This window comes from Pseudomonas triticicola, assembly GCF_019145375.1.
GTDB lineage: Bacteria > Pseudomonadota > Gammaproteobacteria > Pseudomonadales > Pseudomonadaceae > Aquipseudomonas > Aquipseudomonas triticicola.
The window spans coordinates 835,135-853,567 of the sequence record NZ_JAHSTX010000001.1; the positions used below are offsets into that span (position 1 = coordinate 835,135).

Sequence of the window (18,433 nt, forward strand, 5' to 3'; positions counted from 1 at the left end):
TGCATTCCTACGCGGAGCGTGGGAACGATTCAGCGTGACCGGTCAGTGACTAATTACAAAGCCCCCTAACTATTGCGTTGACATTCGCTGCCTAAGCAGTAACATCTCGACATACATTCACTGCCTAGGCAGTTATCAGGTCGACCCATGAAGCATTTCACCCCGGAAGAATTCAAACATTGCCACCTCGGCCTGTTGCTCGGCCGTGCCGCGTTGCTCAAGGACCGGATCATCGACACCCACATGGAACCCCACGGCATCACCGCCGCGCAGTTCAAGGTGTTGATCATCATGGCCCAGTTCGGCGTCGATACCCCGGCCGAGCTGTGCCGCCATCTGTCGCTGGACAGCGGGTCGATGACGCGCATGCTCGATCGTCTGGAGCAGAAGGGCTTCCTGATCCGCCAACGCAGCGAAGATGACCGCCGTCAGGTGCAGTTGAAGCTGACCGAACAGGGTCAGCAGTTGACCGATCGCCTGCCGCAGATCGGTGCTGATGCGATGAATGAGCTGGCCGGCGCGATCTCCCGCGAAGAGCTGAAAACCCTGGAATACATCCTCAAGAAAATCCTGCTGGCCGCCGGTGACCCGATCACCGTCCAGCGTTTGGGTGAACACAATGAACGCTGAAATCATGCGCAGCAGCATGACGCTGTTGCTGTCGGCGATGATCCTCGCCGGTTGCGCCAATTACAGCGGCCTCGACACCGAAGGCCAGCGCCTCGACGCCGCGCAATTGAAGACAGCGCAGTCTCTGCAAGGCGTCACCCTGTCGCCAGCGGCGTGGCCGAAAAGCGATTGGTGGAGCAGCCTCGGCGATCCGCAGCTCGACGGCCTAATCCGTGAAGCCCTGCACGACAGCCCGGACATGCAGATCGCCGAAGCCCGCGCCCACCAGGCCAGTGCGGCAGCGTATGCCGCCGATGCCGAGCGCTATCCGACCCTCGACGCCAGCGCCGGCATCAGCCGTTCGCGTCTGGCCCGTGATCAGGATCCGTTGGGGCAGGGCGGGGCTTATGCGACGGTGCGCAATGTCAGCGCCGGTTTCAATTACAACTTCGATTTGTGGGGCGGTCAGCGCGATGCCTGGGAAGCCGCGCTCGGCGAGGCCCGCGCTGCTGAAGTCGACCGTCAGGCCGCGCAGCTGACACTTGCCGCTGACGTCGCCCGTGCGTATAGCGATCTCGGTCAGGCGCACATCGTTTACGACCTTGCCAGCGAGGACCTCAAGCGCACCCGGCAAATGCTCGACCTCAGCCAGCGCCGCTTGAGCTCGGGAATCGACAGCCAGTATCAGTTTCAGCAAACCCAGAGTCTGGAAGCCAGTTCTCAGGCCAGCCTGATCGACGCGGAAAAACGCCTGAACAGCGCGAAAATCGCCTTGGCGGTATTGCTCGGCAAAGGCCCGGATCGTGGCAACGAAATCGCTCGACCGAAAGTTCTGCAAGCCAGCGCCGTGGCGGTGCCGTCGGTGTTGCCGGCGGAACTGCTCGGCCGCCGCCCGGATCTGGTCGCGGCGCGCTGGCGTGTCGAGGCGGCGAGCAAAGACATCGATGCGGCGAAAACCCGTTTCTATCCCAACCTCAATCTATCGGCCTCGGCCGGCGCCGAGTCGTTGCTGGGTGATGCGATGTTCGGTTCGGCCAGCCGCTTCTTCAACATCGCGCCGACCGTGTCGCTGCCGATTTTCGATGGCGGACGCTTGCGCGCCAACCTCGATGCCCGCGACGCCGATTACGATCTGGCGGTGGCGCAGTACAACAAGAGCCTGGTCAAAGCCCTGGGTGATGTCGGCGATACCATCAACCAGCTGCGCGATATCGGCCGGCAGATCGGCGCGCAGCAACATGCCACCGACATCGCTCAGGATTCTTACAACACCGTCGTCCAGCGTTACGGTTCCGGTATCGGCAACTACCTGGACGTGCTCAGCATCGAGCAGCAATTGCTCCAGGCCCAGCGTCAACTGGCGACCCTCAATGCCGAGCAGATCGACCTGTCGATTCAACTGATGCAAGCGCTGGGCGGCGGCTTTCAGGGTGAAAACCTGAACGCAGCCAACGCCAGCCCCGCCTCGTCGCACCATTAATTCAAGGTATTTGTCATGGCCACTGCCGAAAACACCCAAGCTCAAGACAACACCCCGGACACCGGCAACCCGCGCAAACGCAAGGTGATGCTGCTGGCCCTCGCCGTGGTCGTCCTGCTCGCCATTGCCGGCGTCTGGGCCTATCACGAGTTCATCGGGCGCTTTAACGAAAGCACCGACGATGCCTACGTCAACGGCAACGTGGTAGAGATCACACCGCTGGTCACCGGCACCGTGGTCAGCATCGGCGCCGATGACGGGGATCTGGTCCAGGAAGGCCAGGTGCTGGTCAACTTCGACCCCAACGATGCCGAAGTCGGCCTGCAAAGTGCCAAGGCCAAACTGGCGCGCACTGTGCGTCAGGTGCGCGGCCTGTATAGCAACGTCGACGGCATGAAAGCCCAGGTCAACGCGCAGCAGGCCGAAGTGCAGAAGGCCCAGGACAACTACAACCGGCGGAAAAATCTCGCCCAGGGCGGGGCGATTTCCCAGGAAGAGCTGTCCCACGCCCGCGACGACCTGACCTCGGCGCAGAACGCCTTGGCTAACGCCAAACAGCAACTGAAAACCACCAGCGCACTGGTCGACGACACCGTGGTCTCGTCGCATCCGGACGTAATGTCGGCGGCTGCCGATCTGCGTCAGGCCTACCTGACCAATGCCCGCAGCACCTTGATCGCGCCGGTCACCGGTTACGTTGCCAAGCGCACTGTGCAACTCGGTCAGCGCGTGCAGCCGGGCACCGCGTTGATGGCGGTGATTCCGCTGGATCAGCTGTGGATCGACGCCAACTTCAAGGAAACCCAACTGCGTGACATGCGCATCGGCCAGCCAGTGGATATCGAGGCCGATATTTACGGCAGCGATGTGAAATACAGCGGCACCGTCGACAGCCTCGGCGCCGGTACCGGCAGCGCATTTGCCTTGCTGCCGGCACAGAACGCCACCGGTAACTGGATCAAGATTGTTCAGCGTGTGCCGGTGCGTATCCACATCAATGCCGAAGAGCTGGCCAGGCACCCGCTGCGTGTCGGTCTGTCGACCAATGTCGAGGTCAATCTGCACGACCAGAGCGGCCCGGTACTGGCCCAGCAACCGCCGCAAAAGGCCTCGTTCAGCACCAACGTCTACGAACGCCAACTGGCCGAGGCGGAGGCGATGATTGCCCAGTTGATTCACGACAACAGCGCAGCAGCAGGCAAGACCGCACAGCGCTGAGAGCACACCGGATCAGAAGCAGGCTCTGTGGTGAGGAGTTATCTGTGGCGAGGGGATTTATCCCCGCTGGACTGCGCAGCAGGCCCGTTTTTCCTGAGCCAAAAGAGGGGGCCGCTTCGCGACCCAGCGGGGATAAATCCCCTCGCCACAGATAAATCCCCTCGCCACAAGGGCCTGCTACCACAGGGCCGGCTGTGTTCATCAGGCCGCAGCGACCATCAGGTTTCATAGGATTCACAATGAGCAATAACGCTTCTTTCACGCCGCCCAGCCTGTTGCTCAGCACCATCGGCCTGTCGCTGGCGACGTTCATGCAAGTGCTCGACACGACCATCGCCAACGTGGCGTTGCCGACGATTTCCGGCAACCTCGGGGTGAGTTCGGAGCAGGGCACCTGGGTCATCACCTCGTTCGCCGTGAGCAACGCAATTGCGCTGCCACTGACCGGTTGGCTAAGCCGCCGCTTCGGCGAGGTGAAGCTATTTCTGTGGGCGACGATGCTGTTCGTGCTGGCGTCGTTTCTCTGCGGTATCTCGACTTCGATGCCTGAGCTGATCGGCTTTCGCGTGCTGCAAGGCCTGGTCGCCGGGCCGCTGTACCCGATGACGCAGACCCTGCTGATCGCGGTGTATCCGCCGGCGAAACGCGGGATGGCCCTGGCGCTGCTGGCGATGGTCACGGTGGTCGCGCCCATTGCAGGGCCGATTCTCGGCGGCTGGATCACCGACAGTTACAGCTGGCCTTGGATCTTCTTTATCAACGTGCCGATCGGCATCTTTGCGGTGATGGTGGTGCGTTCGCAACTGGCGAAACGGCCGGTGGTGACCAGTCGCCAGCCGATGGATTATGTCGGCCTGATCACGCTGATCATTGGTGTCGGCGCGTTGCAGGTGATCCTCGACAAGGGCAATGACCTGGACTGGTTCGAGTCGAATTTCATCATCGTCGGCGCGGCGATTTCCGTGGTCGCCCTGGCGGTGTTCGTGATCTGGGAAATGACCGACCGCCATCCGGTGGTCAACCTGCGCCTGTTCGCCCATCGCAACTTCCGCATCGGCACGCTCGTGCTGGTGCTGGGTTATGCCGGGTTCTTCGGCATCAACCTGATCCTGCCGCAGTGGTTGCAGACGCAAATGGGCTACACCGCGACCTGGGCTGGACTTGCCGTGGCGCCGATCGGGATTCTGCCGGTGTTGCTGTCGCCATTTGTCGGCAAATACGCGCACAAGTTCGACCTGCGTCTGCTCGCCGGCATTGCGTTTCTGGCGATTGGCCTGAGCTGCTTCATGCGTGCCGAGTTCACCAACGAAGTCGACTTCCAGCACATTGCGCTGGTGCAGTTGTTCATGGGCATCGGCGTGGCGCTGTTCTTCATGCCGACCCTGAGCATTCTGATGTCGGACTTGCCGCCAAGCCAGATCGCTGACGGCGCAGGCCTGGCGACTTTCCTGCGGACACTGGGCGGCAGCTTCGCGGCCTCGCTGACCACCTGGATCTGGATTCGCCGGGCCGATCAGCATCATGCGTATATGAGCGAGAGCATCAGCACATTTGAGCCTGCCACCCGCGAGACCTTGAATCAGTTGGGTGGGGCGAGTCAGTCGGCGTATGCGCAGATGGATCAGATCCTCACCAGCCAGGCGTACATGCTCTCCACCGTGGATTACTTCACGTTGCTGGGCTGGGGATTCATGGGGTTGATTCTGATTGTGTGGCTGGCTAAGCCGCCGTTTGCCGCCAAGGCCGGGCCGGCAGCTTCGGGGCACTAGAATCAAGAGCCCCTCACCCTAACCCTCTCCCGGAGGGAGAGGGGACTGACCGCGGTGGATGTTCGGTAGATATCGACCTGCCAGACATCAGTCGAACTCAGGTTTGGATAGCATGAAGATCGGCTCCCTTTCCCCCCTCGCCCCCCTGGGGGAGAGGGCTGGGGTGAGGGGGTAAAGCTTTTAGCCGTGCGGCAAAGCCAGTGGCGGGGCGAAATCGAATGGCGCCAGGGCATACCCGCTCTCATCCACCTGCAGCGCCCAACCCTGACGATCCCAATCCCCCAGCACAATCCGCTTCGCCGCTTGTTCACCAAGCTGCAACTTGTGAATTGCCGGGCGGTGGGTGTGGCCGTGGATCAGAGTCTTCACGCCGAATTCGTGCATCACTCGCGGAATCTCTTCCGGGGTGACATCGACAATGTCATTGGCCTTCATCCGCGTCTGTGCGCGGCTTTCGCTGCGTAGCTTGCGCGCCAGTTTGTGGCGGCTGCTCAGCGGCAGATGACGGAGGATGAACAGGGTGATCGGGTTGCGCAGGTAGCGGCGCAGTTTCATGTAGCCAACGTCGCGGGTGCACAGGCTGTCGCCGTGCATCAGCAGCACTGGCTCGCCGTAGAACTGCACGACACTCGGATCCTTCAGCAAGGTGCAGCCGGCCTGTTTGCAGAAGGCCTTGCCGAGCATGAAATCGCGATTGCCGTGCATCAGGAATATGGCCGTGCCGCTGTCGCTCAAATTGCGCAGGGCCTGGCAGATGGAACGCTGAAAGGGCGTCATGGCGTCGTCGCCAATCCATGCCTCGAAGAAGTCGCCGAGGATGTACAACGCACTCGCCGAGCGGGCGCGTCCGGCGAGCAAATCCAGAAACGCCCGGGTAATGTCCGGGCGCTCCTCTTCCAGATGCAAGTCTGAAATCAGCAATATCACGCTGCGATGATCTCGGCTTTCTCGATGATCACGTCGTCTGCGGGTACGTCCTGGTGGCCGGCCTTGGAAGTGGTCGACACGCCTTTGATCTTGTCGACAACGTCGGTGCCGGCGGTGACTTTACCGAATACCGCGTAGCCCCAGCCCTGCACGTTCTTACCGCTGTGGTTGAGGAAGGTGTTGTCGGCGACGTTGATGAAGAACTGCGCCGATGCCGAATGCGGCTCCATGGTGCGGGCCATGGCGACGGTGTATTTGTCGTTGGAGAGACCGTTGTCCGCTTCGTTCTGGATGCTTGGACGCTTGTCTTTCTTCTCTTTCATGCCTGGCTCGAAACCGCCGCCCTGGATCATGAAGTTACCGATGACGCGGTGGAATACGGTGTTGGTGTAGTGACCGGCGTTGACGTACTCGATGAAGTTGGCAACGGTGATCGGCGCCTTTTCAGCGTTCAGTTCGATGACGATGTCGCCATGGTTGGTGGTCAGTTTGACTTGAGTCATGGTCATTACTCTTCATAGGGAATTCGTGGTTCTGGGACATTGAGCCCCACAACCGGTTCAGCCTGCTTCGGCCAAGGTGCGCAGTTTAGCGTGACAGGCGCGAATTTCGAGGCGGTTTTTCATTTCCCGGCGATTAAATGCGTGCCTTTATAAGAGCTGCTCTGTCAGGCCCTTGACAGCATCGGCTATGATAGCGGCTTTGTTTTGTCTGGCCCCTCTTTGCGGCCGCGCACCTGTACGTCAAGGATCCTATGAGCAAGCCCACTGTCGACCCTACCTCGAATGCCAAGTCCGGCCCTGCCGTGCCGGTCAACTTCCTGCGGCCGATCATCCAGGCAGACCTGGACTCGGGCAAGCACACCCAGATCGTGACTCGCTTTCCGCCGGAGCCCAACGGCTACCTGCACATCGGCCACGCCAAGTCGATCTGCGTCAACTTCGGCCTGGCCCAGGAGTTCGGTGGCGTCACGCACCTGCGTTTCGACGACACCAACCCGGCCAAGGAAGATCAGGAATACATCGACGCCATCGAAAGCGACGTCAAATGGCTGGGCTTCGAATGGTCCGGTGAAGTGCGCTACGCCTCGCAGTATTTCGACCAGTTGCACGATTGGGCGGTCGAGCTGATCAAGGCCGGCAAGGCCTACGTCGACGACCTGACCCCGGAGCAGGCCAAGGAATACCGTGGCAGCCTGACCGAGCCGGGCAAGAACAGCCCGTTCCGTGATCGTTCGGTTGAGGAAAACCTCGACCTGTTCGCGCGCATGAAGGCCGGTGAATTCCCGGACGGCGCGCGCGTGCTGCGGGCGAAGATCGACATGGCCTCGCCGAACATGAACCTGCGCGACCCGATCATGTATCGCATCCGCCACGCTCATCACCACCAGACCGGCGACAAGTGGTGCATCTATCCGAACTACGACTTTACCCACGGGCAGTCGGACGCCATCGAAGGCATCACTCATTCGATCTGCACCCTTGAGTTCGAAAGCCATCGCCCGCTGTACGAGTGGTTCCTGGAGAACCTGCCGGTGCCGGCGAACCCGCGCCAGTACGAGTTCAGCCGCCTGAACCTGAACTACACGATCACCAGCAAGCGCAAGCTCAAGCAACTGGTTGACGAGAAGCACGTCAACGGCTGGGACGATCCGCGCATGTCCACGCTGTCGGGCTTCCGCCGCCGTGGCTACACGCCGAAATCGATCCGCAACTTCTGCGAAATGATCGGCACCAACCGTTCCGACGGCGTGGTCGATTTCGGCATGCTCGAATTCAGCATCCGTGACGACCTCGACCACAGCGCCCCGCGCGCCATGTGCGTGCTGCGTCCGCTGAAAGTGGTCATCACCAACTACCCGGAAGGCCAGGTCGAAAACCTCGAACTGCCACGCCACCCGAAAGAAGACATGGGCGTGCGCGCTCTGCCGTTCGCCCGGGAAATCTACATCGACCGCGAAGACTTCATGGAAGAGCCGCCGAAGGGCTACAAGCGCCTGGAACCGGCCGGTGAAGTGCGTCTGCGCGGCAGCTACGTGATTCGTGCCGACGAAGCGATCAAGGACGCCGACGGCAACATCGTCGAACTGCGTTGCTCGTACGACCCGGACACCCTCGGCAAGAACCCGGAAGGGCGCAAGGTCAAGGGCGTGATCCACTGGGTGCCGGCCGCCGCCAGCGTCGAGTGCGAAGTGCGTCTGTACGATCGCCTGTTCCGTTCGCCGAACCCGGAAAAGGCCGAAGACAGCGCCAGCTTCCTCGACAACATCAACCCTGACTCGCTGCAAGTGCTGACCGGTTGTCGCGCTGAGCCATCGCTCGGCAACGCACAGCCGGAAGACCGTTTCCAGTTCGAGCGCGAAGGCTACTTCGTCGCGGATCTGAAGGACTCGAAACCCGGTCAGCCGGTATTCAACCGTACCGTGACCCTGCGTGATTCGTGGGGCCAGTGAGTGAGTCAAGGAACTAACGTGCTAACGATCTACAACACGCTCAGCAAGAGCAAAGAAGTCTTCAAGCCGCTGGATGGCAACAAGGTGCGCATGTACGTCTGCGGGATGACCGTGTACGACTACTGCCACCTCGGCCACGGCCGCAGCATGGTCGCGTTCGACCTGGTGACGCGCTGGCTGCGCTTCAGCGGTTACGACCTGACCTACGTGCGCAACATCACCGACATCGACGACAAGATCATCAATCGTGCCCGCGAGAACGGTGAATCGTTCGAAGCGCTGACCGAGCGCATGATCGCCGCGATGCACGAAGACGAAGCGCGCCTGAACATCCAGAAGCCGGACATGGAACCGCGCGCCACCGATCACATCGCCGGCATGCATGCGATGATCCAGACCCTGATCGACAAGGGCTACGCTTACGCTCCAGGTAATGGCGACGTGTACTACCGCGTCGCCAAGTTCATGGGCTACGGCAAGCTGTCGCGCAAGAAGATCGAAGATTTGCGCATCGGTGCGCGTATCGAAGTCGACGAGTCGAAGCAAGACCCGCTCGACTTCGTCCTGTGGAAAGCCGCCAAGCCGGGCGAGCCGAGCTGGGAATCGCCATGGGGCGCCGGACGTCCGGGCTGGCACATCGAGTGCTCGGTGATGTCCACCTGCTGCCTCGGCGAGACCTTCGACATTCATGGCGGCGGCAGCGATCTGGAGTTCCCGCACCACGAAAACGAAATCGCCCAGAGCGAAGCGGCCACCGGCAAGACCTACGCCAACGCGTGGATGCATTGCGGGATGATTCGCATCAATGGCGAGAAGATGTCCAAGTCCTTGAACAACTTCTTCACCATCCGCGACGTGCTCGACAAGTACCACCCGGAAGTCGTGCGTTACCTGCTGGTATCGAGCCACTACCGCAGCGCGATCAACTACTCGGAAGACAACCTCAAGGACGCCAAGGGCGCACTGGAGCGCTTCTACCATGCGCTGAAAGGCCTGCCAAGCGTGGCGCCGTCGGGTGGCGAGGCGTTCGTCGAGCGTTTCACCACGGTGATGAACGACGACTTTGGCACCCCTGAAGCCTGCGCCGTGCTGTTCGAGATGGTCCGTGAGATCAACCGTCTGCGCGAGAGCGATCTCGATGCAGCGGCGGGGCTGGCGGCACGTCTGAAAGAACTGGCGAGCGTGCTGGGTGTGTTGCAGTTGGAAGCGGATGACTTCCTGCAGGCGGGCGCTGAAGGGCGGGTCGATGCGGCGCAAGTGGATGCACTGATTGCGGCGCGTCTGGCGGCTCGGGCGGCGAAAGACTGGGCCGAGTCGGACCGGATTCGTGATCAGCTCACCGCGATGGGTGTGGTACTGGAAGATGGCAAGGGTGGGACGACCTGGCGGCTGGCTGACTGAGCAAGAAGCCAAAAGCCAAAAGCCAAAAGCCCCTCACCCTAACCCTCTCCCGGAGGGAGAGGGGACTGACCGAGGTGTCTTTTGCTATACGCCGACCTGAACGATCGAGTCGATTATGGATTCGATGAAGCAAGGTCAGGTCGGCGTATCTCTCGAATATCCCCCAATCGGCCCCCTCTCCTCGGGGAGAGGGCTGGGGTGAGGGGAAGGGGTGTACTCAGTTGCCAATCTGCCGCAATCGCTTATAGAGAGTATTCCGACTAACCCCCAAACGCCGCGCCAGGTGCGAGATATTCCCCCCGGCCGCCTTCAACTCCCTGTTCAAAGCCTCAACATCATTCAAATCCAGCCCCAGCGGCGCCGCTGTCTCCACCGGCTCCATCTCCAGATCGACAAAAAAATCATCCGGCAAGTGCTCCGGTCGTACCGGTTGCTCCTCGGCCATGGCTAGCGCCACCTGCATCACGCTGCTGACCTGACGCAAATTCCCCGGCCACGGATGCTTTTCAAACAACTCCAGAACTTCAGGACTCAGCCCCGCCCATTGCGTCGGCTCGCGATGCTGCTCCCACAGTCGTTTGAACAGCGCCTGCTTGTCACTGCGCTCGCGTAACGGCGGCAGCTCCAAGGTCAGGCCGCCGATGCGGTAGTACAAATCCTCACGAAACCGCCCCAACTGCACCTGCTCGCGCAACGATCGGTTGGTCGCGGAAATGATCCGCAAGTCCACCGGAAACAACTCGCTGCTGCCTACCGGCTGCACGCAGCGCTCCTGCAACACGCGCAACAAACGCGCCTGGGTTGGCAGCGGCATGTCACCGATCTCATCGAGAAACAGCGTGCCTTTGTCGGCCTTGCGGATCAGGCCGATGCTGCCTTTCTGGTTGGCCCCGGTGAACGCGCCTTTCTCGTAACCGAACAACTCGGACTCGACCAGTTCAGCGGGGATCGCCGCGCAGTTCACTGCGATGAACGCCTGTTTTTGCCGGGAACTGGCCTGGTGCAAGGCTTTGACGAAGACTTCCTTGCCGACGCCGGTCTCACCGTGAATCAACAACGGAATGTCCTTCTCCAGCAAGCGCTCGGCCTGGCGCACGGCTTTTTCCACACGGCTGTCGCCGAAATGCAGCGTGTTGAGGCTGATCGCGCTGGCTGACGCTGGCTTGTCTTCAGCGACAAACACCCGCGCCTGTACCGGCGCCTGTTTCGGCCGTTTCAGTAGGCACTGGAAACGGTTGCGTCCGGAGGTCTGCAAGGCAAACGGCAGACCTTCGGGCTGATTGATCAACTCCAGCAGCGACACCTTGAACAGGCTTTCAACGCTGACGCGGGACAAACGCACACCGAGCAGATTGTCGGCGCGGCGATTGGCCGACAGCACCTGTCCGCTCTCATCGAAAATCAACAACCCGGCCCACTGGCTGTCGAGGTTGTTCAACCCGGTGTTGAAGGTCAGTTGAAAATGCTGGCCGTGGAACAGGTTGAGGATCAGCCGGTTTTCCACGGTCTGGCTCATCATCTTGACCATGCCCAGGGTGTGCGAGGGCGGTAGGTAGCTGTCGCTGGAGACATCGAGCACGGCGATGACCTTGCGCTCGGCGTCGAAAATCGGCGCGGCGGAGCCGGTCATGAAGCGGTTGGCCTTGAGGAAGTGTTCGTCGTGTTCGATGTGCACCGCCTGCTCACAGGCCAGTGCGGTGCCGATCGCATTGGTGCCGCTGCTGCGCTCCATCCAGCTCGCCCCGGCCTGAAAGCCCCGGGCCAGATTCGGTTCGATGAAGCGCTGTGTGCCCCACGAGGTCAGCACCTGGCCCTGATTGTCGGCGAGCATGATCAGGCAGTTGGAGTTGCTGAGGATGTTTTCGTAGTAGGGCAGCACTTCCTGATGCGTGGTCTGCACCAGCGAGTGATGGCTGTCGAGCAAACGCGCAATGCCGGCGGCGGGCAATTGATCGAAGGCCGGGGCGCTCTGGTGGTCGAGGCCGAACGCGCGGCAACGTTGCCAGGAGGTCTGGACGATCGCGTCGTGGGACAGCGGCGAAGCAGGTGCGGCCATGGGGGCGAGCCTCTGAGTGCAGCGATTTTATTATTGTTATGAACCCGATCTTCAAAACTACACAAATCCCCCTGTGGGAGCGAGTCTGCTCGCGAAAGCGTCAGTTCAGTCAATGGATTCATTGAATGACACACCGCTTTCGCGAGCAGGCTCGCTCCCACAGGGGGATCCATTTTGCATTCAGGATTGGGCAAAAGCGTGCATAGAGTGTTGTTCACTATTGTTCATTGTCAATCACCCCGACTGTTCAAAAGTGTTCAGCTGTGAACGCCGCTTGCCCCCGTAAACACTGCTTCTCAAGACAAATCAAGCACTTGCCATTTCTGGCACGAATGTCGCTCTGTTGCTCCGGTCGCTTGACTCCAAAAATAACAAAGGCCGAGCCATGTCACTCACCCTGGAGCACGTCAGCCGCACCGTCGAGGGCCAGATCTGGATCGACGATGCGTGCCTGAAATTCGAACCCGGATCCTTCAACGTTCTGCTCGGGCGCACCCTGTCCGGCAAGACCAGTCTCATGCGCCTGATGGCCGGCCTCGACAAGCCCGACAGCGGCCGCGTGCTGATGAACGGCGTCGATGTCACCCAGCGCCCGGTGCGGCTGCGCAACGTGTCGATGGTCTATCAGCAGTTCATCAATTACCCGACCATGACCGTGTTTGAGAACATCGCCTCGCCATTGCGTCAGGCCGGCATCTCGAAAGAGATCATCCACAGCAAGGTGCAGGAAACCGCACGCATGCTGCGCATCGAGAAGTTCTTGCAGCGCTATCCGCTGGAGCTGTCCGGCGGGCAGCAGCAGCGCACGGCCATGGCCCGCGCGCTGGTCAAGGATGCTGAGCTGATCCTCTTCGACGAGCCGCTGGTCAACCTCGACTACAAGCTGCGCGAAGAGCTGCGTCAGGAAATGCGCGAGCTGTTCAAGGCCCGCCACACCATCGCCATCTACGCCACCACCGAACCCAACGAAGCGCTGGCCCTCGGCGGCACCACCACCATCCTGCACGAAGGCCGGGTGATCCAGAGCGGGCCGTCGACCGAGGTCTACCACCAACCGCAGTCGGTGCTCGCTGCTGAACTGTTCTCCGAGCCGCCGATAAACCTGATGCCGGGACGCATTGCCGGCAACGAAGTCAGCTTCGCCAACTTCGTACACTTCCCGTTGAACGTCGATCTGCGCCCGGTAGGCGAGGGCGAGTTCCGCTTCGGTGTGCGCCCGAGTCATATCTCGCTGGTGCCGAGCAACGATGATGATCTCGAACTGGCGGTGACCGTCGAGGTCGCCGAGATCAGCGGTTCGGAAACCTTCCTGCATGTACGCAACGAGCACTTTCTGTTGGTGCTGCACTTGCCCGGGGTTCACGAATACGACGTCGATGCGCCGATCCGCATTTATATCCCGACCCACAAACTGTTCGTTTTCGATGCGCAGGGCCGTCTGGTGCAAGCACCGGGCCGGCGTGTCGCGAGGGTTGCCTGATGGCCGAAATCCGTTTGCAGCACCTCGCCCACAGCTACAGCAAAACCCCCAGTGGCGCGGAGGATTACGCGATCCGCGAGATGGATCACGTCTGGGAGCAGGGCGGCGCCTACGCCTTGCTCGGCCCGTCCGGTTGCGGCAAGTCGACCTTGCTCAACATCATTTCCGGCCTGCTCAGCCCGTCCCAGGGCCACGTGTTGTTTGACGGCAAAGCGGTCAACGACCTGACCCCGGAGAAGCGCAACATTGCTCAGGTTTTCCAGTTTCCGGTGGTCTACGACACCATGACCGTGTTCGACAACCTCGCTTTCCCGCTGCGCAATCAGGGCATGGCCGAGGCGAAAGTGCACAGCAAGGTGCAGGAAATTGCCGAAGTGCTCGACCTGCAGAATCTGCTGAGCAAAAAAGCGCGCAACCTCACCGCCGACGAAAAGCAGAAAGTCTCGATGGGCCGTGGGCTGGTGCGCGACGACGTCTCGGCAATCCTCTTCGACGAGCCGCTGACGGTGATCGATCCGCACCTGAAATGGAAACTTCGGCGCAAGCTCAAGCAGATCCACGAGCAGTTCAACATCACCATGGTCTACGTCACCCACGACCAACTTGAAGCCTCGACGTTCGCCGACAAGATCGCGGTGATGTACGGCGGCCAGATCGTCCAGTTCGGTACGCCACGGGAATTGTTCGAGCGGCCGAGCCACACCTTTGTCGGCTATTTCATCGGCAGCCCGGGGATGAATCTGATCGAGGTGCAGCCGCAGCCCGGTGGCGTCGGTTTCGCCTCGACGCACCTGCCGTTGTCCGACGCCTTGCAGCGCCATATCGAGCACGGCCAGTGGAAAAATCTCAAGGTCGGCATCCGCCCCGAGTTCATTCACGTGTGGGACGAGCCGTTTGACGACGCCATGCAAGCCAAAGTCGTACACGTCGAAGACCTCGGCACCTACAAGATCATGACTCTGAACCTCGACGGCGCGCCGTTGAAGGTGCGTCTGGCCGAAGACAAACCGGTGCCCCAGGGCACCGCGTACATCAGTTTTCCGGCGCAATGGCTGATGGTCTATGCCGACGAATTTCTCCTGGAAGTCAGCGACGAGGAGGCGCAGCCATGAACAAAGTGCAGAACAACAAGGCCTGGTGGCTGGTGTTGCCGGTGTTCCTGCTGGTGGCGTTCAGTGCGGTGATCCCGATGATGACCGTGGTCAACTATTCGGTGCAGGACATCTTCGACCAGTCCAGTCGCTATTTCGTCGGCGCCGACTGGTACAAGCAAGTGCTGCTCGATCCGCGTCTGCACGACTCGCTGCTGCGCCAGTTCATCTATTCAGCCTGCGTGCTGCTGATTGAAATCCCGCTGGGCATCGCCGTCGCGCTGACCATGCCGACCAAGGGTCGCTGGTCTTCGGTGGTGCTGATCATTCTGGCGATTCCGCTGCTGATCCCGTGGAACGTGGTCGGTACGATCTGGCAGATTTTCGGCCGGGCAGACATCGGCCTGCTCGGTTCCAGCCTCAACGCGATGGGCATCAGCTACAACTACGCGGCCAACACCATGGACGCCTGGGTGACGGTGCTGGTGATGGACGTCTGGCATTGGACTTCGCTGGTCGCGCTGTTGTGTTTCTCCGGCCTGCGGGCGATTCCCGACGTCTATTACCAGGCCGCGCGCATCGATCGCGCCTCGGCGTGGGCGGTGTTCCGGCACATTCAATTGCCCAAGCTGAAAAGCGTGCTGCTGATCGCGGTGATGCTGCGCTTCATGGACAGTTTCATGATCTACACCGAGCCGTTCGTGCTCACCGGCGGCGGGCCGGGTAATGCCACGACCTTCTTGAGTCAGACGTTGACGCAGATGGCTGTAGGGCAATTCGACCTCGGTCCGGCAGCGGCGTTTTCGCTGGTGTACTTCCTGATCATCCTGTTGGTGTCCTGGCTGTTCTATACCGCCATGACGCACTCCGACGCCAACCGCTGAGGCCCGGCCATGAGCAAGAAAAAGCTTATTCCGTTGCTGGTGTACATCCTGTTCCTGCTGGTGCCGATCTACTGGCTGCTGAACATGTCGTTCAAGAGCAACACCGAAATCCTCGGCGGCCTGACGCTTTTCCCACAGGAATTCACGCTGGCGAACTACAAGGTGATCTTCACTGATCCAAGCTGGTACACCGGCTATCTGAACTCGCTGTATTACGTCAGCCTCAACACGGTGATTTCCCTGAGCGTCGCGTTACCGGCGGCCTATGCGTTTTCACGCTATCGTTTCCTCGGCGACAAGCACCTGTTCTTCTGGTTGCTGACCAATCGCATGGCGCCGCCGGCGGTGTTCTTGCTGCCGTTCTTCCAGTTGTATTCGTCGATCGGCCTGTTCGACACGCATATCGCCGTGGCCTTGGCGCACTGCCTGTTCAACGTGCCGCTGGCGGTGTGGATTCTCGAAGGTTTCATGTCTGGCGTGCCCAAGGAGATCGACGAAACGGCCTACATCGACGGCTACAGTTTCCCCAAGTTCTTCGTGAAGATTTTCATCCCGTTGATCGGTTCCGGTATCGGCGTCACGGCGTTTTTCTGCTTCATGTTTTCCTGGGTCGAGCTGCTGCTGGCGCGCACGCTGACCTCGGTCAACGCCAAGCCGATTGCGGCGGTGATGACGCGCACGGTGTCGGCGTCGGGGATCGATTGGGGCGTGCTGGCAGCAGCGGGGGTGTTGACCATCCTGCCGGGCATGCTGGTGATCTGGTTTGTACGCAACCACGTGGCCAAGGGCTTTGCCCTCGGTCGAGTCTGAGGAGCTGATGATGGAATGGATGAGCTGGACGACACCGACCGCCGCGTTCTTCATCGGCATCGGTCTGATTCTGGTGGGCATGACCACCTGGGAATTGCGCTCGCCGAGCATTCTGCGGCGCGGGTTTCTGCCGATTGCCACCACCCGTGGCGATCGCTTGTTTATCGGTCTTCTCGGCAGCGCCTACCTGCATTTGCTGGTAATCGGCGTCACCGACTGGAGCATCTGGGTGGCGTCCGCGTTGTCCCTGGTGTGGCTGTTGGCTGTGATGCGTTGGGGCTAGTCGAATCGTTCGGCAACGCGGCTCCACAACTTAAACAGGAGGTCTCTATGTTCGATAAAAACAATAAGCTGCGACATAGCATTTCATTGGCAGCCATGCTGGCACTCAGCGGTCTGAGCGCATCTGCCTGGGCCGACGCCTACGAAGATGCTGCGAAAAAATGGATCGGCAGCGAGTTCAAGCCCTCGACCCTGACGGCCGAACAGCAGCTCGAAGAATTGAAGTGGTTCATCAAGGCCGCCGAGCCGTTTCGCGGCATGGACATCAAGGTCGTTTCCGAAACCCTGACCACCCACGAATACGAGTCCAAGGTGCTGGCCAAGGCCTTCAGCGAAATCACCGGGATCAAACTCACCCACGACCTGCTGCAGGAAGGCGATGTGGTCGAGAAAATGCAGACGGTGATGCAGTCGGACAAGAACATCTACGACGGCTGGGTCAACGACTCCGACCTGATCGGCACGCACTTTCGCTACGGCAAGACCGAATCGATCACTGATCTGATGGCCAACGAGGGCAAGAACTTCACTTCGCCGACCCTCGACATCAAGGACTTCATCGGCATCTCCTTCACCACCGCGCCGGATGGCAAGATCTATCAACTGCCCGACCAGCAGTTTGCCAACCTGTACTGGTTCCGCGCCGACTGGTTCGAGCGCGCCGATCTGAAAGCCAAGTTCAAGGAAAAATACGGCTACGAATTAGGCGTGCCGGTGAACTGGTCGGCCTATGAAGACATCGCCAAATTCTTCAGCGAAGACGTCAAGGAAATCGACGGCAAACGTGTCTACGGCCACATGGATTACGGCAAGAAAGACCCGTCGCTGGGCTGGCGTTTCACCGATGCCTGGTTCTCCATGGCCGGTGGCGGCGACAAGGGACTGCCCAACGGCTTGCCGGTGGACGAGTGGGGCATCCGCGTCGAGGACTGTCATCCGGTTGGTTCAAGCGTGACCCGTGGCGGCGACACCAACGGCCCGGCGGCCGTGTTTGCCACCACCAAATACGTCGACTGGCTGAAGAAATACGCGCCACCGGAAGCGGCCGGCATGACCTTCTCCGAGTCCGGCCCGGTGCCCTCGCAGGGCAACATCGCCCAGCAGATCTTCTGGTACACCGCGTTCACCGCCGACATGACCAAACCCGGCCTGCCGGTGGTCAACGCCGATGGCACGCCGAAATGGCGCATGGCGCCGTCGCCTAAAGGCCCGTATTGGGAAGAGGGCATGAAGCTCGGCTATCAGGATGTGGGGTCGTGGACGTTCATGAAGTCCACGCCTGAGAAACAGAAACTTGCGGCGTGGCTGTACGCGCAGTTCGTGACCTCGAAAACTGTTTCGCTGAAGAAAACCATCGTCGGTCTGACACCTATTCGCGAGTCGGACATCAACTCGCAGGCGATGACCGATCTGGCGCCGAAACTCGGTGGTCTGGTCGAGTTCTATCGCAGCCCGGCCCGCGTGCAATGGTCGCCGACTGGCACCAACGTGCCCGACTATCCACGTCTCGCTCAGCTGTGGTGGAGCCATATCGCCGAAGCCGCCAGCGGCGAGAAGACCCCACAACAGGCGCTTGATGGCCTGGCCAAGGATCAGGACCGCATCATGGAACGCCTCGAACGCTCCAAGGCCCAGGCCACTTGCGCACCGAAAATGAACCCGGAACGCGATGCGCAATACTGGTTCGATCAGCCGGGCGCACCGAAACCGAAACTGGCTAACGAGAAGCCGAAGGGCGAAACCGTGAGCTATAGCGAACTGCTGAAATCCTGGGCGGATGCGCGCAAATGATGTTGGAAATGTGAGAAGCGAACGGCACCGAAAGGTGCCGTTTTCTTTGGTGCCTCGTAAATCGCTATCGCGAGCCGGCTCACTCCTCAGGGTTTGCGGTGGCCCCAACATCTGTGCTGCGACACAAATTCTGTGGGAGCGAGCCGGCTCGCGAAAGCGGTGGGTCAGAACCCACAGGTGCGA

The 18,433-nt window shown here is 60.5% G+C and carries 15 protein-coding genes; 12 read left to right on the forward strand and 3 right to left on the reverse strand.

Annotated elements, in window-relative coordinates:
• The first annotated feature begins 147 nt into the window (after nt 1-147).
• The 4 genes from KVG85_RS03820 to KVG85_RS03835 all read left to right on the forward strand — a co-directional run bounded on the left by KVG85_RS03820 (nt 148) and on the right by KVG85_RS03835 (nt 5,076).
• Nucleotides 148-630, forward strand: a complete 483-nt coding sequence (locus KVG85_RS03820) for a MarR family winged helix-turn-helix transcriptional regulator (RefSeq protein ID WP_217863019.1) — start codon at nt 148-150, stop codon at nt 628-630.
• The gene (locus KVG85_RS03825) at nt 620-2,089 is read left to right on the forward strand and encodes an efflux transporter outer membrane subunit (RefSeq protein ID WP_217863020.1); all 1,470 of its coding nucleotides are present in this window, start codon (nt 620-622) and stop codon (nt 2,087-2,089) included. The genes KVG85_RS03820 and KVG85_RS03825 overlap by 11 nt, the downstream gene beginning before the upstream one ends.
• A gap of 15 nt (nt 2,090-2,104) precedes the next feature.
• Entirely contained in the window at nt 2,105-3,307 is a 1,203-nt protein-coding gene (locus KVG85_RS03830; RefSeq protein ID WP_217863021.1) for an HlyD family secretion protein, read from the forward strand.
• A 239-nt stretch (nt 3,308-3,546) separates the two neighbouring features.
• A complete protein-coding gene (locus KVG85_RS03835) occupies nt 3,547-5,076 on the forward strand; it encodes a DHA2 family efflux MFS transporter permease subunit (RefSeq protein WP_024013426.1) in 1,530 nt (509 codons plus the stop codon).
• A gap of 180 nt (nt 5,077-5,256) precedes the next feature.
• Here KVG85_RS03835 and lpxH read toward each other — a convergent pair whose 3' ends face one another.
• Both lpxH and KVG85_RS03845 read right to left on the reverse strand, forming a co-directional pair.
• Nucleotides 5,257-6,003, reverse strand: coding sequence for a UDP-2,3-diacylglucosamine diphosphatase (gene lpxH / locus KVG85_RS03840; RefSeq protein ID WP_217863022.1), 747 nt, complete (start codon nt 6,001-6,003; stop codon nt 5,257-5,259).
• A complete protein-coding gene (locus tag KVG85_RS03845; protein ID WP_076567676.1) occupies nt 6,000-6,506 on the reverse strand; it encodes a peptidylprolyl isomerase in 507 nt (168 codons plus the stop codon). Before KVG85_RS03845 ends, lpxH begins: the two co-directional genes overlap by 4 nt.
• A 251-nt stretch (nt 6,507-6,757) precedes the next feature.
• Between KVG85_RS03845 and KVG85_RS03850 the strand changes: the two genes are divergently transcribed.
• Both KVG85_RS03850 and cysS read left to right on the forward strand, forming a co-directional pair.
• The gene (locus KVG85_RS03850) at nt 6,758-8,455 is read left to right on the forward strand and encodes a glutamine--tRNA ligase/YqeY domain fusion protein (protein WP_024013424.1); all 1,698 of its coding nucleotides are present in this window, start codon (nt 6,758-6,760) and stop codon (nt 8,453-8,455) included.
• Between the two features lie 18 nt (nt 8,456-8,473).
• Nucleotides 8,474-9,856, forward strand: a complete 1,383-nt coding sequence (cysS, locus tag KVG85_RS03855) for a cysteine--tRNA ligase (protein ID WP_217863023.1) — start codon at nt 8,474-8,476, stop codon at nt 9,854-9,856.
• Nucleotides 9,857-10,073: 217 nt separating this feature from the next.
• On the opposite strand, the gene KVG85_RS03860 is transcribed toward cysS, so the two are convergent.
• Nucleotides 10,074-11,912, reverse strand: coding sequence for a sigma-54-dependent Fis family transcriptional regulator (locus KVG85_RS03860; protein ID WP_095182074.1), 1,839 nt, complete (start codon nt 11,910-11,912; stop codon nt 10,074-10,076).
• A 385-nt stretch (nt 11,913-12,297) separates the two neighbouring features.
• On the opposite strand from KVG85_RS03860, the gene KVG85_RS03865 reads away from it, so the two are divergent.
• From KVG85_RS03865 to KVG85_RS03890, 6 genes are read left to right on the forward strand one after another with little or no spacing between them, the layout of a single operon-like run.
• Nucleotides 12,298-13,392 carry an ABC transporter ATP-binding protein gene (locus KVG85_RS03865; protein ID WP_016775291.1) on the forward strand — a complete coding sequence of 365 codons (1,095 nt, stop codon included), beginning with the start codon at nt 12,298-12,300 and terminating at the stop codon, nt 13,390-13,392.
• A complete protein-coding gene (locus tag KVG85_RS03870; protein ID WP_016775290.1) occupies nt 13,392-14,504 on the forward strand; it encodes an ABC transporter ATP-binding protein in 1,113 nt (370 codons plus the stop codon). The genes KVG85_RS03865 and KVG85_RS03870 overlap by 1 nt, the downstream gene beginning before the upstream one ends.
• Nucleotides 14,501-15,367: a carbohydrate ABC transporter permease gene (locus KVG85_RS03875; RefSeq protein ID WP_007912484.1), complete on the forward strand. Its 867-nt coding sequence runs from the start codon at nt 14,501-14,503 to the stop codon at nt 15,365-15,367. Before KVG85_RS03870 ends, KVG85_RS03875 begins: the two co-directional genes overlap by 4 nt.
• A 9-nt stretch (nt 15,368-15,376) precedes the next feature.
• On the forward strand, nt 15,377-16,177 hold the full coding sequence (locus KVG85_RS03880; protein WP_073471306.1) for a carbohydrate ABC transporter permease: 801 nt from the start codon (nt 15,377-15,379) through the stop codon (nt 16,175-16,177).
• A gap of 10 nt (nt 16,178-16,187) precedes the next feature.
• Nucleotides 16,188-16,460, forward strand: coding sequence for a DUF2160 domain-containing protein (locus KVG85_RS03885; RefSeq protein WP_038861868.1), 273 nt, complete (start codon nt 16,188-16,190; stop codon nt 16,458-16,460).
• Between the two features lie 47 nt (nt 16,461-16,507).
• On the forward strand, nt 16,508-18,250 hold the full coding sequence (locus tag KVG85_RS03890; RefSeq protein ID WP_016775286.1) for an ABC transporter substrate-binding protein: 1,743 nt from the start codon (nt 16,508-16,510) through the stop codon (nt 18,248-18,250).
• Nucleotides 18,251-18,433 lie beyond the last annotated feature (183 nt).